Source organism: Rhodococcus sp. LMD (assembly GCF_056108245.1).
In genome coordinates, this window is the sequence record NZ_CM148557.1 from 781843 (window position 1) to 797875 (window position 16033).

Sequence of the window (16033 nt, forward strand, 5' to 3'; positions counted from 1 at the left end):
ACTGTAGTAAATGGGGCCGGGAACGGCCAGCCCGGCCGCGGATCGGTGTGTCCTTTGGGCGGTCAGGACCGCCCAAAGGGCGCACCGCTGGCGAGGTCGGGTGTCAGGAGGGTGAATTCGCGGTCACCGCGCGACCGCATCCACACCGGGTCGGTGCAGTTCCACCGTTCGGCGCTGAGCGTGCGGGTGAGCACCTTGAAGGTGGCCGTGCGCGGGAAGTCGGAGCACACCCGGATCAGCGTCGGCAGCTGTTTGGGGCCGAGGTCGGGCTGCGCGTCGAGGAAGTCCGCGAACGCGACCGGATCGAACTCGTCGGTCGCGGTGGGGATGACGGCGGCCATCACCCGATCGCCCACGTCCGCATCCGGGACCGCGTAGACCGCGACCTGGGCGAAGCCCGGATAGCGGAGCAGGATGCGCTCGATCGGTGCGGCCGCGATGTTCTCGCCGTCGACGCGCATCCACCCGGAACTGCGACCGGCGAAGTAGACGAAGCCCTCGGCGTCGACGTAACCGAGATCGCCGCTGTGGTAGCGGCCGTCGCGCATCCGTTCGGCATCGGCCCCCGGATTCTTGTAATAGCCTGCGAACAGACCGGACCCGGTGACGTTGACGAGTTCGCCGGTCGCGACGTCGGCGTTGAGGACACGGCCGTCGGCGTCGAACTCGGCGACAGGGCAGGGAGATCCGGTGTCCGGGTCGAAGATCTGCACGCCGTCGGGCAGTCGGCCCAGCGCTCCGGGCGGGGCGTCGGGCGCCGCGGAGATCGAGATGCCGCCCTCGGTGGAGCCGAACCCGTCGACGACCGTCGCGCCGAACCGTCGCCGGAACGCGGCGATCGCGGGGGCCGTGCCCTCGTTGCCGTACATGATGCGCAGGGGGTTGTCCGCCTCGCCGGGTTCCTCCGGGGTGGCGACGATGTAGGACAACGGCTTTCCCACGTAGTTGGCGTAGGTTACCCCGAAGCGGCGCACGTCCGGCAGGAACCCGGAGGCGGAGAACCTGCGTCGCAGGGCGATCCCGGACCCCGCCGCGAGCGCCACCGCCCAGCCGGCCATCATCGCGTTGGAGTGGAACATCGGCATCGACACGTACACGACGTCGTCGGCACCGAGACCGAACCGCTCCGCGAGCATCACGCCGGGGCCGGTGATCTTCTCGTGGGTGCAGCACACGGCCTTCGGGTCGCCGCTGGTGCCGGAGGTGAAGATCAGCATGAACAGGTCGGTCGGGCTGGCCGGGACCGGTTCGACGGTGGCACCGGCATACGGGGCGAGCAGCGCGGCCCACTCGGCGGAGTCGACGTCGATCACCCGCACCCCGCCGAGATCGAGCCCGTCGAGCAGTCGGGCGTTCGCGGTCTCGGTGAACACCACCTGGCAGTCCGCGAGCGCGATGTCGCGGGCCAGGGCCTGCCCGCGGCGAGTGGTGTTCAGCCCGACCACCACCGACCCGGACAGTGCCGCGGCGCCGAGCAGCAGCGAGAACTCCGGCACGTTGTCCATGAGGATCCCGAAGTGCCGGGGCCTGCGCGGGTCGAGCAGTTCGTGCAGCAGGGCGGCCCGATCCCGGCCGGCCTGCACGTGCTCGCGCCACGTCAGCGACGTATTCTCGAACTGCAGGCCACGATCGTCGACGGTGGCGAGCCGCTCGAGGAGCGCGGTCACCGTGAGTGCGTCGGTCATGGGGGCATCCTGGCGTCTGTGCGTGCCGGCCGAGGTGCCGGTTCCGCTGATCGGGACTGTCACGCGGGCGTTTCCGCGAGGGACACGCCCAGGGCCCGGAGCTGTGCGGTGGCCGAGCCGAGGTGGAATTCGTGGTGCTTGGCGGCCAGGAAGTAGCGGTGCACGGGATGGTCCTCGTCCAGACCCACTCCGCCGTGGACGTGGACGAGCGTGTGCGCGACGCGGTGCCCGGCGTCGGCCGCCCAGAACGCGGCCGTGCGCAGTTCCCCGGTATCGGGCAGCCCGGCGTCGGCGCGGAAGGCTGCCTGCCACAGGGTGAGCCGGGCACCCTTGACGTCGATGTAGGCGTCGGCGAGTCGCTGGGCCACCGCCTGGAAGCTGCCGATCGGCCGATCGAACTGCACACGTTCGCGCGCGTACTCCGCGGTGAGCTCGAGCGCCCGGTCGAGCACCCCGTACTGGTATGCGGCCGAGCCGAGGAGTCCGCGGTCGCGCAGCCACGCCGTGATCGCGCGGCCGTCGGTGCCCAGCACACGATCGTCGGGGACGGCGGCGGCGGTCAGGGTCAGCGTCCCGAGGCAGCCTCGTCCGGTGTCGTACTGACGGGTCACGCTCACGCCGGGATCGGCGGGGCGCACGAGGAGCACGGTGACGCCGTCCGAGGTCGCCGCCGGCACGAGGAACAGGTCCGCGGCCGGTGCCGCGTCGACGAGGATCTTGGTGCCGTCGACGATCCAGCCGCCGTCGGTGCGACGTGCCGTCGTGGTCGGCGACGTGGGGTCGTCGTTCAGTTCCTCCTCGAGGGCGGCGGTGAGGATCTGCTCGCCGGTGGCGGCGGGTTCGCCCCAGTCGCGACGCTGCGTGTCGTTGCCGAACTCGGCGACGGCGGCGGCGGACACGACGATCGAGGACAGGTAGGGGACGGCGGCGACACCGCGGCCGAGTTCGGCGAGGATGCTCGTCTGTTCGAGCGGCCCGAAGCCGTCGCCGCCGACGGATTCGGGCAGTGCCGCGCCGAGGATGCCCGACGAGGCGAGCGCGTCCCACAGGGTGTGGTCGATGCGGTCCTCGGCGGCGTCGAGCCGGCGCAGGTGGTCGTTGGTGGCGATCTCGGTGACGATGCGGCGGGTGAGCCCGGCGAGGTCCTGCTGTGCCTCGGTGAGGGTGAAATCCACGGCCTTGTCCTTCCGGTGGAGTGTCAGCGCTTGGCGGGCGGCTGGCCGAGGGCGGTCATCGCGATGATGTCTCGCTGGACCTCGTTGGTGCCGCCGCCGAAGGTGAGGATCAGGGAACTGCGATGCATCCGTTCGAGCCGGCCCCGCAGCAGCACGCCCGGCGAGTTCTGCCGCAGGGTGGCCGACGGTCCGAGGATCTCCATCAGCAACCGGTACGCCTCGGTCGCGAACTCGGTGCCGAACACCTTGTTCGCCGACGCCGGGGCGGGCCCGAGCGGCGCGGCGCCGGAGGCGATCTCCCAGTTCATCAGTTTCAGGTACTCGGCCTGGGCGTGGACGCGGGCCAGGTTGATCCGCACCCATTCCTGATCGAGGACGCGGCGGCCGTCGGGCAGGCGGGTGTGCTGCGCCCACTCGCGCACTTCCTGCAGCGCGGTGAGGATCGGGCCCGCGGACGTGAGTGCGACGCGTTCGTGGTTGAGCTGGTTGGTGATCAGCGCCCAGCCGCCGTTCTCCTCGCCGACGAGCGCGGAGGCCGGGACGCGCACGTCCTGGTAGTAGGTGGCGCTGGTGTCGGGGCCGGCCATGGTGTGCACGGGGGTGTAGGAGAACCCCTCGGCCGTGGTGGGCACGATGAGGACGCTGATGCCCTTGTGCTTGCGCGCGGCCGGGTCGGTGCGGCATGCGAGCCACACGTAGTCGGCGTAGGCGATCAGGCTCGTCCACATCTTCTGGCCGTTGATCACCCACTCGTCGCCGTCGCGGACGGCGGTGGTGCGCAGCGACGCGAGATCCGTGCCGGCCTCGGGTTCGGAGTAGCCGATGGAGAAGTGCAGCTCGCCGGCGGAGATCTTCGGGAGGAAGAACTCCTTCTGCTCGGGTGTGCCGAAGTGCATGATCGTCGGCGCGACCGAATTGATGGTGAGGAACGGAACGGGAGCGCCGGCGATGGCCGCCTCGTCGGTGAAGATGAGCTGATCCATGGCCGAACGGTTCTGGCCGCCGTACTCCTCCGGCCAGCCGAGAGTGAGCCAGCCGTCCTTGCCCATCTGCTGGACGACCTCCCGGTACACGTTGCCGGCACCGTACTCGCCCGTCGTCGCGGCGAGCGCCTCCCGTCGTTCGGGCGTCATCAGGTCGGCGAAATAGGCGCGCAACTGCGCGCGGAGTTCCTCTTGCTGCGGGGTGTACGCGATGTCCACGAACCGCTCCGTTCGTCGGGTAGGCAGCTGTTCGACGGCCGAGGACCGGGACCGGCTCGGCGATGTTCCCGAATCATTGCACAGAACTGAAACGCGTTCTAGCCTGGATTTCGAGCCGTCGCGCCAGCCCGCGCGACCGGCGCCGGATCGGTTGTGCGAGCGAGAAGCGAGGTCTGTTCATGGAGGTCAAGGTCGACTTCGATCGTTGTGAGGCGAACGGCGTGTGCGTGGGGATTGCGCCCGAGGTCTTCGATCTGAACGACGACGACGAGCTGATCGTCACGCACCCCATCGCGCCGGAGCAGGAGGAGGACGTGCGCACGGCGATCGCGCAGTGCCCCCGCGCGGCACTGAGCGAGGCCTGACGAGTTCACTTGTCAGAAACGAGAACACGTTCTACATTTCTGGTGGTCGCCGGAATCCGCGGCGACCAGGAGCGCGGCGGCCCGGGCGGCCGCCCGGTATCGCTAGGGAGAACGCGTCGATGAGTGCAAGCGGCAACGGTCTCGGCCCCGCGGGAAACGGGGCGGCGGACGACGGGGGCGTGAGCCTCGAGGGCGGTGTGAGTCTCGAGGGCGGTGTGAGTCTCGAGGGCGGTGTGAGTCTCGAGGGGCGGGTCGCCGTCGTCACCGGAGCCGGCGCCGGACTCGGACGCGCCGAGGCCGTCGCGCTGGCCCGGGCCGGTGCCGCGGTGGTCGTCAACGATCTCGCGGCGTCGGACGCCGTCGAGGACACCCTCGCCGAGATCCGCGACCTCGGCGCCGACGCGGCCTTCGTGGCCGGCAGCGTCGCCGAACGCACCACGGCCGACGCCCTGCTCGCGACGGCCCGGGACCGATTCGGTCGTCTCGACATCGTCGTCAACAATGCCGGCATCGTGCGGGATCGCATGCTGTTCAACATGTCCGACGAGGACTGGGACGCGGTGATCGCCGTCCATCTGCGCGGCCATTTCCTGCTGTGCCGCAACGCGGCGGCGTACTGGCGTGGCGAGTCCAAGAAGGCCGGCGGGCCCGTCTACGGCCGGATCGTCAACACGTCCTCCGAGGCCGGCCTGCTCGGTCCCGAGGGGCAGGCCAACTACGGCGCGGCCAAGGCCGGGATCACCGCCCTCACCCTCTCCGCCGCGCGGGGCCTGTCCCGGTACGGGGTGCGGGCCAATGCCATCTGCCCACGGGCGCGCACCGCGATGACGGAGGGTGTCTTCGGTGCCGCGCCCGAGGGGGAGGTGGATCCGCTGGCACCCGAGCACGTCTCGGCGCTGGTCACCTACCTGGCATCTCCCGCGGCGGACCGGATCAACGGCCAGGTCTTCGTCGTCTACGGCCCGATGGTCGCGCTGATGGCCGCGCCCGTCGTCGAGCAGCGGTTCGACGCGGACGTCCGCTGGACCCCGGAAACCCTCGCCGACCGCGTCGGAAGCTACTTCGACGACCGGGATCCTGCGCGCACCTTCTCGGCCGCGCAGGCCCTCGCTCTCTGAAACACCGCTAGGTGATACCCGAAGTGACATGCAAGGTCGCCCTTCGGTAATATCGCGCCGTCCCGGGCCGATCCGGTTAGTGTCGGGCTCTGCCCGGCGTGCCGCGCCGGGTGCGCGGCCGCGACCGCGGGCGTGTGAACTCTGGTGATACCTGTTCTAATTTCTCTCCCTCGACATCCGGCGGGACGCGCCGGTTCGGTGCCGCGACCCCGTGCGACCGGGCGCTGTGGACGGGTGGGGGATCCCGCGGTCCGGGTGGGCATCTTCCCAGTTCGAAGCCCGATTCCGGGTTCGTCGTGGCTGTCGCGCCGCGGCCGGTGCGGCACGGTTCCCGCCGCGCGGGCGGCGGCGTGTCGCGACGGTCTTTGACACATGAACACGTTCTAGTTAGTATGACGCGGGTCACAAGCTGACCTCTCGTCGGCCGTGGCCGGCGAGCGAACCAACGGAGGAGGAGACGGTGGTAGACCTCCTCGAGGTCCCGCTCCGCGCGGTGGGCGGATTCTTCGCGATGACCGGTGAGACCGCCCGGGCCGTGTTCTCCCGGCCCTTCCAGCGACGCGAGTTCGTCGACCAGGCCTGGTTCGTCGCACGGGTGTCCCTCGTGCCGACGGTCCTCGTCGCGGTGCCGTTCACTGTCCTGGTCAGCTTCACCCTCAACATCCTGCTGCGCGAGATCGGAGCCGCGGACCTCAGCGGCGCCGGCGCCGCGCTCGGTGCCGTCACCCAGGTCGGCCCCATGGTCACCGTGCTCATCGTCGCCGGTGCCGGCGCCACCGCCATCTGCGCGGATCTCGCCGCCCGCACCATCCGAGAGGAGATCGACGCGATGCGCGTGCTCGGCATCAACCCGATCCACCGTCTCGTCGTGCCCCGGGTCCTCGCGTCCACCGTCGTCGCGCTGCTGCTCAACGGGCTGGTGTGCTCCATCGGCATCCTCGGCGGCTTCGCGTTCTCCGTCTTCCTCCAGGACGTGAACCCCGGCGCCTTCGTCAACGGCATCACCCTGCTCACCGGCTTCGGCGAACTGATGATCTCCCAGATCAAGGCCGGACTGTTCGGCATGATCGCCGGCCTCGTCGCCGCCTACCTGGGCCTCAACGTCAAGGGCGGCGCCAAGAGCGTGGGCGATGCCGTCAACCAGACGGTCGTGTTCGCCTTCATGGCATTGTTCGTGGTCAACCTTCTCGTCACCGCCGTCGGCATCAAGCTGACGGGCGGGTGACCGGCACGGCGGTGATGTAGATGGCAGTGATCTCCTGGCGCTTCCCCCGCGCGCGGCGCCGCATCGCCCGGGCCTCCGACTCCGTGGACCGGCTCGGTGACCAGGCGCTCTTCTTCGGCAAGGCGCTCGGCTACGCCCCGCGTGCGCTGATGCACTACCCGAAGGAGACGGTCCGGCTGATCGCCGAGATCAGCATGGGCACCGGGGCGCTCGCCGTGATCGGCGGAACGGTCGTCATCGTCGGCTTCCTGACCCTGTTCACCGGCGGGATCATTGCCGTGCAGGGCTTCAGCTCCCTCGGCAACATCGGCGTCGAGGCCCTCACGGGCTTCTTCGCCGCCTTCATCAACGTCCGCATCGCGGCGCCCACCATCGCGGGCATCGGCCTGGCCGCCACCATCGGCGCCGGCTCGACCGCCCAGCTCGGCGCCATGCGGGTTTCGGAGGAGATCGACGCGCTCGAAGTCATGGCGATCCCGTCGATCCCGTATCTCGTGAGCACCCGCGTGATGGCGGGCATGATCGCGATCGTCCCGCTGTACTCGCTGGCCGTGATCGCCTCGTTCGTCGCCAGCCGCTTCGCCACCGTCGTGCTCTACGGCCAGTCCGCGGGCGTGTACGACCACTACTTCGACACGTTCCTGATCCCCACCGACATCCTGTGGTCGTTCGTGCAGGCCATCGTCATGGCGATAGCCGTCATGCTGATCCACACCTACTACGGATTCAATGCCGGTGGCGGCCCGGTCGGCGTCGGCGTCGCCGTCGGCAACGCGGTGCGCGCCTCCCTGATCGCGGTGGTGACCGTGACCCTGCTCATCTCGCTCGCGGTGTACGGGGCGACCGGCAACTTCAACCTGTCGGGATAGGCGCATGGACACACCCTCCTGGAAGAAGAAACTCGCGGCCCTCGGGCTCGTCGGCGGCCTCACCGTCGCCGTCGTGCTGGCGCTGCTGATGTTCGCCGGTGCCTTCACCGCCACCACCCCGGTCACGGTCACCTCCGCACGGTCCGGCCTGGTGATGGAACCCGACGCGAAGGTCAAGCTGCGCGGTGTCGAGGTGGGCCGGGTCCGGTCCGTCGAGCACACTCCCGACGGTGCGCTGCTGCAGCTCGCGATGGATCCCGGTCAGCTGCACCTGGTGCCGTCCAACGTGCGGGTGGCCATCGAGTCCACCACCGTGTTCGGGGCGAAGTTCGTCAACCTGCTCGTGCCGGACGACCCGTCGCCGGTTCCGCTCCAGGAGGGCGCGATCATCGCGGCCGAGAACGTCACCGTCGAGTTCAACACCGTCTTCCAGCACCTGTCCGACGTGCTCGCGCAGATCCAGCCGGAGAAGCTCAACGCCACGCTCGGGGCGATCTCCGAGGCCCTGGACGGTCGGGGCGACACCCTCGGCGCCACCCTCGTCGAGGCCGAGGACTACCTCGCGACGATGAATCCCTCGCTGCCGCAACTGCAGTACGACCTCGCCGTGGCGGCCGACGTCACCAACCTGTACGCCGACGTCGCCCCCGACGTGATGAACCTGCTCGACAACGCCACCTCGATCGGCAACACCGTGGTCGACGAGCAGGCCAACCTGGACCTGATGCTGATGAACGTCACCGGTCTGGCGAACACCGGGCGCGACGTCCTCGGCGAGAACGAGGCCCAACTGACCTCGGCGCTGGATCTGCTGACGGAGACCACGACGCTGCTCGCGGAGTACTCGCCCGAGCTGCCGTGCTTCCTCGTCGGGCTCAACGACGCGCGCATCGCGTTCGAACCCATGGCCGGCACCGGCAAGTACCCGGCGCTGATGCTGAGCACGAACTTCCTGGGCGGCGCCACCATGTACGACCACGAGCAGGACCTGCCGGTGGTGGGAGCTTCGGGCGGGCCGAACTGCCACGGGCTGCCCGACTTCGATCCCAAGCGCGACGGCCACGCGCCCTTCGTCGTCGCCGACACCCATCCCGTGCCGTTCCACCCGAACACCGAGACGTGGGTGCGGTACCCGACGATCTTCGGTTTCCTGTTCGGCGACATGATCCCGGGAGGCGAGTGAGATGCCGCAGGCGCAGATGCGGACGGACCGGGCGGCGCGGGAAGGCGGGGTGATCCGGTGAGGGCCACCACGGTCAAGTTCCTCGCGTTCACCGTCGTGATGGTGCTGATCTTCGCGGTGCTGGCGATCGTGTTCAGCCAGGTGCGGTTCACCGGCACGCAGACCTATCACGCGACGTTCACCGACGTGTCCGGACTGCAGGCCGGTGACAAGGTCCGTATCGCCGGGGTGCCCGTCGGATCGGTCGACAGCGTCGACGTCGGGCGCGACAACCAGGCCGAGGTGTCGTTCGACGTCGACGCCGAGCACACGCTGCTGGCGAGCACCAAGGCCACGGTGCGGTACGAGAACCTCGTGGGCGACCGCTATCTCGAACTGCTCGAGGGACCGGGGACCGGGGAGACGCTGCCGGCCGGCGGCACGATCCCGGTGTCGCAGACGGAACCCGCGCTCGACCTCGACCTGCTGCTCGGCGGATTCAAGCCGCTGCTGCAGGGCCTCGACCCGCAGCAGGTCAACGACCTGTCCGGCGCGCTGCTCCAGGTCTTCCAGGGCCAGGGCGGCACCCTGGTGTCGCTGCTGGGCAACACGAACTCCTTCACGAACTCCCTCGCCGACCGGGACCGGCTGATCGGCGACGTCATCGACAATCTCAACGCGGTCCTCGCCACCATCGACGAGAACGACCAGCAGTTCACCGAGACCGTCGACCGGTTGCAGACCCTGGTGAGCGGGCTCGCGCAGGACCGCGACCCGATCGGCACCGCCATCCCGCGGATCGCGGCCGGCACCGGCGATCTCGCGTCGCTGCTGCAGAACAACCGGCCGGACCTGCAGTCGGTGATCGCCGAGACCAACCGCACCATGACCCAGCTCGACCTCGGGCGCGACGACATCAACCGGACGCTCGAGCGGCTGCCGAACGACTACAAGAAGCTCATCCGGGTGGGGGTGTACGGCAACTTCTTCCAATTCTTCCTGTGTGCCAACACGTTCAAATTCTCGGGACCGGACGGGACCACCATCCGTTTCACGTCGGCCGAGCAGACGACCGGAAGGTGCGCGAAGATCGAATGAGTCCGATCCGTGAACGCAATCCCGTGCAGGTCGGCATCGTCGGCCTGTCCGTCGCCGCCGCGACGGTGCTCGCGGGCCTGCAGTACGACCAGCTGCAGTTCCTCTCCGGGGGCCTGACCTACTCGGCGTACTTCGTCGACGCCGGCGGTCTCGTACCCGGCGACACCGTCACCCTCGCCGGCGTCGACGTCGGCGAGGTCACCGACGTCCGCCTCGACGACCGGCAGGTGCTCGTCGCCTTCACCGTCCGCGACGGCATCGCGCTCGGCGAGGACACCGGAGCCGACATCAAGACGAATACCGTGCTCGGCCGCAAGTCGCTCGCCGTGCAACCGTACGGTTCGGGGACGCTCGACCCGCGCGAGCCGATCCCGTCGACGCGCACCGACTCGCCGTACTCGCTCACCGACGCCCTCGGCGACCTCACGACCACGGTGTCCGAGCTCGACACCGAGCAGATCGACGACTCGCTCGATGCGCTGTCGGATTCGCTGCAGGACACCCCGCCCGAGCTGCGGGGGGCGCTCGAGGGCATGACCAGGCTGTCCCAGTCCGTCAACGCACGCGACGAGTCGCTCGAGGATCTGCTGGCCCGCGCCGAATCGGTGACCGGCATCCTCGCCGAACGCAGCGACCGGATCAACGCGCTCGTGGTGGACGCCAACGCCCTCTTCGGGGAGCTGAGCCTGCGGCGCGACGCGATCACCGAGCTGATCGCGAACATCTCCGCGGTCTCGAGGCAGCTCTCCGCCCTGGTGCAGGAGAACCAGGCGCAGATGGGTCCCACCCTGGACAAGCTCAACGCGGTGACCGCCAACCTGCAGGCGAACAAGGAGAACATCGCCGGCGCCCTCGACGGGCTCGGCCCGTACATCAGCGCGCTCGGCGAGTCCGTCGCGAGCGGCCCGTTCTTCAACGCGTACGTGTCGAACGTCCTGCCCGCGCCGTGGTGGAAGGCACTGGTCGACAGCATGGTCGCCCCCGAACTGCTGGAGCAGGACCTGCAGGACATCATCCCGAAGGACCCGCCGTCGATCACGAAGGATGGCGAATGAGCACCGATACCCTCCAAGCCCCGGAGGACCGGCCCGGGAAGCGCCGCCGCCTGCTGCTGCCGGTGATCGCCGGTGTCGCAGTGGTGGCCCTGGCCCTCGTCGCGTTCGCCGTGGTGCTGCCCGGCTGGGGCAAGCGCACGATCAACGCCGAATTCGTCTCCACGAGCGGCCTGTACGAGGGCGACGACGTGCGGGTGCTGGGCGTGAGCGTCGGCAGGATCACCCGCATCGAGCCGGGCGACGACCTGGTGCGCGTGCAGATGCAGGTCGACGACTCCGTCGACATCCCGGCCGACGCCAAGGCGGTGATCATCGCGCAGAGCCTCGTGTCCGCGCGCTTCGTCCAGCTGACCCCGGTGTACTCGGGGGGCCCGCAGCTCGCCGACGACGCGACGATCCCGCTCGAGCGCACCGCCTCGCCGGTGGAATGGGACCAGATCAAGACGGAACTGATGCGTCTGTCGGAAGCCCTCGGCCCTCAGGGTCTCGATCCGCAGGGCTCGCTCGGGCGTTTCATCGACACGGCCGCCGAGAACCTCGACGGCAACGGCCTGACCATCCGCGCCACCCTGCGCGAACTGTCCGACACGATGCACACCCTGTCGGAGGGGCGCACCGACCTGTTCGGCACCGTCCGGAACCTGCAGGCGTTCGTGGCGGTGCTCTCGACCAGCAACGAGCAGATCGTGCAGCTCGGCGGCCGGCTCGCGTCGGTCTCGGACGTCCTCGCCGAGAGCTCGGATCAGCTCGGCACCTCGCTCGCGGACCTCGACCTCGCGGTCGGTGACGTGCAGCGGTTCGTGCAGGACCACCGGGCCGCGCTGACCGAGTCGGTGCAGCGCCTCGCCGACGCCACCGAAGTCCTCGCCCGCAAGCGACCCGAGATCGAACGGGTCCTGCACTCCGGACCGACGGCGCTGTCGAACTTCTACGACATCTACAAGCCCGCACAGGGCTCGCTCACCGGTGCGCTGGCGATCAGCAACCTCGCCAATCCCGTCGAGTTCATGTGCGGGTCCGTGGCCGCGGCCGCGAACGCCACCTCCGACCGCAGCGCGGAACTGTGCCGCCAGCAGCTCGGACCGGTGCTCCAGTCGCTGGCGATGAACTACCTGCCGGTCATGACCAACCCCATCGCCGCGGTGGAGGCGTTCCCCGACCAGATCCAGTACACCGAGCCGGGTCTCGAGGCGGAAGCCGCGGCCGCGGGGCGGGGCACCGCACCCGCGGACGCCGTGCCGCCGGCCGGGCCGCTGCCCGGCCTGCCCACCGTGACGGTTCCCCCCGACCTCGGTGCGCTGCTGCAGCCGGGAGGAGGACGATGAGCACCCGAATCCGGCACTCCCGCCCGACGCGGCGCGGTGCCGTCGCCGCGATGCTGGTCGCGGCGGCGCTGACCTCGACCGGATGCGAGTGGGAGGGGCTGAACTCCCTTCCCCTCCCCGGCACCGCCGGGCACGGCGAGGACGCCTACCAGGTGCGGATCCAGATGCCGAACGTGACCACCCTGACCCAGAATTCGCCGGTGCGGGTCGACGACGTCCAGGTCGGCAGCGTCACCAGGATCGAGGTCGAGGACTGGCACGCCCTCGTGACCGTCGCCCTCGACGGTGAGGTGGCACTCCCGGCGAACGCGACGGCGAGGATCGGGCAGACCAGCCTGCTCGGCTCGCAGCATCTCGAACTGGCGTCGCCTACGGACGAGCCGCCGCAGGGCCGGCTCGAGGACGGCGACCTCATTCCGCTCGAGCGGGCCGGGGTGTACCCGACCACCGAGCAGACGCTGTCGTCGCTGTCGGTGGTCCTCAACGGCGGTGGACTCGCACAGATCAACGACATCACCACCGAGCTGAACGCGGCGCTGTACGGACGGGAGGACTCGATCCGGAACCTGCTGCCGCGGCTCGACGAACTCGTCGGCACCCTCGACCGGCAGCGGGGCGACATCATCGCCGCGATGGAGGGCATCGACCGGCTCGCGTGGACGGTCGACGCGCAGAACGCCACCCTCGTCCGGGCGCTCGACGAGATGCCGGCCGCGCTGACCGTGCTCGCCGACCAGCGCCAGGACCTGACCATCGCGCTCACCTCGCTCGGCGAGATGAGCACCGTGGCCAGCCGGCTCGTCGAGAACAGCGGCGAGGACCTGCACACCAACCTGCAGGCGCTCGCTCCGACGCTGCGGGCGCTCGCCGACTCCGGCAACGCCCTGACCGAGGTGCTCGGCGTGCTGCTGACCTATCCGTTCCCGCAGGCCGGCATCGACCAGGTCATCCGGGGCGACTACGCGAACCTCGCCATGACCATCGACCTCACCCTCGAACGGCTGGACCTGAACTTCCTCACCGGCACCCCGCTCGCCGGGCGTCTCGCCGGACCGGAAGGCATCCTCGGGCAGGACGCCGGGCTGGCGGCCCAGTCCGCGGACCCGTTCCAGGCCCCGCTCGAGCAGCCGGCCGCACAACCCGCACCGGGCCCGGCCGCGACCCTGTCGGTGCCCGGCCTGGGGGAGATCACCATTCCGGGGCTGCCCCCGCTGGGGGTGCCGGCGCCATGATGCTGTCGAAGTTCGTCCGGATCCAGCTCGTGATCTTCGCGGTGCTCACGGTGGTCGGGCTGCTGGTGATGTCGCTGCAGTACGTCAAGCTCCCGCAGCTGTTCGGAGTCGGCCGGTACACGGTGATCGTGGAGCTGTCCTCCACCGGCGGGCTCTACCCGCACGCGAACGTCACCTACCGCGGCAACACGGTCGGGGTGGTCGACAAGGTGCAGCTCTCGCCCACCGGCGTGGAGGCCGTCCTGTCGATCGACAGCGACCGCGCGATCCCCGCCGACGTCGACGCGGCGGTGCGCAGCGTGTCCGCCGTCGGCGAGCAGTACGTGGACTTCGTTCCGCCGCAGAACGGTTCGAGTGGGAAGTACCTGGCGGACGGCGACGTGATCCCCGCCGACCGCACGTCGGTGCCGCAGGAGGTGGGCGCGCTGCTCGACCAGGCCGACGTCCTGCTCGCCAGCATCAGCGACACGCGGCTGCGCACTGTCGTCGACGAGTCGTTCGACGCGTTCAACGGTTCGGGACCGGACCTGCAGCGGCTGATCGATTCGACCCGTCTGTTCGTGCAGGAGGCGAGCGCGGGCAGCGAGCAGACCAAGGCACTGCTCGATCAACTCGGTCCGCTGCTCGACACCCAGGTCGTCACCAGCGACGCGATCCGGTCCTGGACCCGGGACATGCTGACGTTCACCGACGGGCTGCGGGCCGCCGACACCGACCTGCGGGCGGTGCTCGCGAAGGGGCCGGGCGCCGCGGCCGAGGCCGAACAGCTGCTGCAGGACCTGCGGCCGACGCTGCCGCTCCTGCTGGCCAACATGGTCAGCGTCGGGGAGGTGGGCGTGATCTACAACGCCGGCATCGAACAGATCCTGGTGCTGTACCCGCCGATGACCACCGCCCTGATCACCGCCGCCGGCAGCGGACCGGCCGAGGACGGCGCGGTCGTCGACTTCCACCTGCAGCTGCACGATCCGCCGCCGTGCCTGTCCGGCTTCCTGCCACCCGAGCAGTGGCGCAGCCCCGCGGACACCACCATGGTGGACACCCCCGGCGAGGTGTACTGCAAGCTCCCGCAGTCGGATCCGAACGCCGTGCGCGGTGCGCGGAACCTGCCGTGCATGGAGTTCCCGGGCCGGCGCGGGCCCACGCCGGAGGCGTGCCGCAACGGGTATCAGCCCGAGTACCTCGACAACCCGTGGCGGGGCGCGCCGACACCCGTGCAGTCGGAAGGCGACGTGCCGGTCCCCGCATCGCACGCGACCGGGACGAACCCGGCTGCACCCGCCGGGGTCACGGCGCGGGGCATCGACCCGGCGACGGGGACGTACATCGGTCCCGACGGTACGGTGTATCGCAACGTCGACACCGGCCCCGAGACCAGTTTGGAGACGTACATGAAGGCGCAGCAAGGCTGATGGCGGACGAACAGACCTCCGCCACCACGACGACCCCGGAGACCGCACCCGCCCGGACGGGCCGGCTGCTGCCCGCGCTCGCGGCCGTGATCGTCCTCGCCCTGGCGGGCGCCGGGGTATGGCTGTGGCTCGACGCGAGAGCCGACCGCGACCACGACGCCCGGCGGGCGGCGTACCTGCAGGCCGCGCGGCAGACCGTGCTGAACCTGACCACCATCCACCCGCAGAGCGCGGCCGCGGACGTGCAGCGCCTGCTCGACGGGGCGACCGGCGACTTCAAGGCCGAATTCGAAGGCCGCGAGGGGCCTTTCGTCGACGTGGTGACCAAGGCGAACGTCGACACCACCGGCGAGGTGATCGAGGCCGGCATCCAAGCCGAGGACGGCGCCTGCATGACCTCGCTCGTGGCCGCCCGGTCGATGGTGTCCAACGCGGAACAGACCGAACCCGAACCGCGCGACTTCCGGCTGCGGGTGACGATCTGCGACGAGGACGGCCGCCTGCTCGCGTCGAAGGTGGACTTCGTACCGTGACCGAGAATTCGAAGGACGACGCCGTGACGCAGACCGACGACACCACGCGCGTGGGCGCCGCGGAGGACGCGACGGCACCGCCCGGCTCCGCGGGCGGTCGGCGGAGAGTGCTGCTCGCGGCCCTCACCGCCGCGGCGATCGTGCTCGCCGGCCTCGTCGGGTTCGGCGTGTACGACAAGGTCGAGCGCGACGGTGCCGAGGCGGCTCGGACCGAGGCCCTGCAGGCGGCCGAGGAGCAGGCCGTCGCGATGCTCGCGTACGACCACGCCAGGGTCGACGAGCAGGTCGCCGCGGCCTCCGACGGGCTCACCGGCGACTTCCGGGACGAGTACACCAGCCTGATGACGAACGTCATCGCGCCCGGCGCGAAGGAGAAGTCGATCACCGTTCAGGTGAGCGTGCAGGCGTCGTCGGTCGTGTCGGCCGAGGCCGACCGGGCGGTGACCCTGCTGTTCCTCAACCAGATCACCACCAGTTCCGTCAATCCCGAAGCGGTCAGCAGCGGCAGCCGTGTGCGCGTCGAACTCGAGAAGCACGACGGCCGGTGGCTGGTGAGCCGCCTGACGCCGGTGTGAGG

General features: G+C 70.0%; 15 protein-coding genes. 12 read left to right on the forward strand and 3 right to left on the reverse strand.

Annotated features, from left to right (window positions below; all coding sequences use genetic code 11):
* Positions 1 to 62: 62 nt before the first annotated feature.
* From ACWPQI_RS03620 to ACWPQI_RS03630, 3 genes are read right to left on the reverse strand one after another with little or no spacing between them, the layout of a single operon-like run.
* A complete protein-coding gene (locus ACWPQI_RS03620; protein WP_029540037.1) occupies positions 63 to 1685 on the reverse strand; it encodes a long-chain-fatty-acid--CoA ligase in 1623 nt (540 codons plus the stop codon).
* Positions 1686 to 1744: 59 nt separating this feature from the next.
* Positions 1745 to 2860, reverse strand: coding sequence for an acyl-CoA dehydrogenase family protein (locus ACWPQI_RS03625; RefSeq protein ID WP_017680990.1), 1116 nt, complete (start codon positions 2858 to 2860; stop codon positions 1745 to 1747).
* Positions 2861 to 2883: 23 nt separating this feature from the next.
* Positions 2884 to 4062, reverse strand: a complete 1179-nt coding sequence (locus ACWPQI_RS03630; protein WP_017680991.1) for an acyl-CoA dehydrogenase family protein — start codon at positions 4060 to 4062, stop codon at positions 2884 to 2886.
* Between the two features lie 179 nt (positions 4063 to 4241).
* On the opposite strand from ACWPQI_RS03630, the gene ACWPQI_RS03635 reads away from it, so the two are divergent.
* The 12 genes from ACWPQI_RS03635 (at position 4242) to ACWPQI_RS03690 (ending at position 16031) form a co-directional block, all read left to right on the forward strand.
* The gene (locus ACWPQI_RS03635; protein WP_010594447.1) at positions 4242 to 4427 is read left to right on the forward strand and encodes a ferredoxin; all 186 of its coding nucleotides are present in this window, start codon (positions 4242 to 4244) and stop codon (positions 4425 to 4427) included.
* A 119-nt stretch (positions 4428 to 4546) separates the two neighbouring features.
* Positions 4547 to 5545, forward strand: a complete 999-nt coding sequence (locus ACWPQI_RS03640) for a 3-oxoacyl-ACP reductase (protein ID WP_474738644.1) — start codon at positions 4547 to 4549, stop codon at positions 5543 to 5545.
* A gap of 460 nt (positions 5546 to 6005) precedes the next feature.
* Positions 6006 to 6770 carry an MlaE family ABC transporter permease gene (locus ACWPQI_RS03645; protein ID WP_010594445.1) on the forward strand — a complete coding sequence of 255 codons (765 nt, stop codon included), beginning with the start codon at positions 6006 to 6008 and terminating at the stop codon, positions 6768 to 6770.
* Positions 6771 to 6790: 20 nt separating this feature from the next.
* Positions 6791 to 7639, forward strand: a complete 849-nt coding sequence (locus ACWPQI_RS03650) for an MlaE family ABC transporter permease (protein ID WP_010594444.1) — start codon at positions 6791 to 6793, stop codon at positions 7637 to 7639.
* A 4-nt stretch (positions 7640 to 7643) separates the two neighbouring features.
* On the forward strand, positions 7644 to 8822 hold the full coding sequence (locus tag ACWPQI_RS03655; RefSeq protein ID WP_010594443.1) for an MCE family protein: 1179 nt from the start codon (positions 7644 to 7646) through the stop codon (positions 8820 to 8822).
* Positions 8823 to 8879: 57 nt separating this feature from the next.
* Positions 8880 to 9899, forward strand: a complete 1020-nt coding sequence (locus tag ACWPQI_RS03660; protein WP_010594442.1) for an MCE family protein — start codon at positions 8880 to 8882, stop codon at positions 9897 to 9899.
* The gene (locus tag ACWPQI_RS03665) at positions 9896 to 10954 is read left to right on the forward strand and encodes an MCE family protein (protein WP_010594441.1); all 1059 of its coding nucleotides are present in this window, start codon (positions 9896 to 9898) and stop codon (positions 10952 to 10954) included. The genes ACWPQI_RS03660 and ACWPQI_RS03665 overlap by 4 nt, the downstream gene beginning before the upstream one ends.
* Entirely contained in the window at positions 10951 to 12279 is a 1329-nt protein-coding gene (locus ACWPQI_RS03670) for an MCE family protein (RefSeq protein WP_010594440.1), read from the forward strand. Before ACWPQI_RS03665 ends, ACWPQI_RS03670 begins: the two co-directional genes overlap by 4 nt.
* Positions 12276 to 13511: an MCE family protein gene (locus tag ACWPQI_RS03675; protein ID WP_017680995.1), complete on the forward strand. Its 1236-nt coding sequence runs from the start codon at positions 12276 to 12278 to the stop codon at positions 13509 to 13511. The genes ACWPQI_RS03670 and ACWPQI_RS03675 overlap by 4 nt, the downstream gene beginning before the upstream one ends.
* Positions 13508 to 14923, forward strand: a complete 1416-nt coding sequence (locus ACWPQI_RS03680; RefSeq protein WP_302069517.1) for an MCE family protein — start codon at positions 13508 to 13510, stop codon at positions 14921 to 14923. Before ACWPQI_RS03675 ends, ACWPQI_RS03680 begins: the two co-directional genes overlap by 4 nt.
* Positions 14923 to 15456 (forward strand): hypothetical protein, encoded by a 534-nt coding sequence (locus ACWPQI_RS03685; RefSeq protein ID WP_010594437.1) that lies wholly within the window; start codon positions 14923 to 14925, stop codon positions 15454 to 15456. Before ACWPQI_RS03680 ends, ACWPQI_RS03685 begins: the two co-directional genes overlap by 1 nt.
* Positions 15453 to 16031 carry a twin-arginine translocation pathway signal gene (locus ACWPQI_RS03690; RefSeq protein ID WP_474738645.1) on the forward strand — a complete coding sequence of 193 codons (579 nt, stop codon included), beginning with the start codon at positions 15453 to 15455 and terminating at the stop codon, positions 16029 to 16031. The genes ACWPQI_RS03685 and ACWPQI_RS03690 overlap by 4 nt, the downstream gene beginning before the upstream one ends.
* Positions 16032 to 16033: the final 2 nt, after the last annotated feature.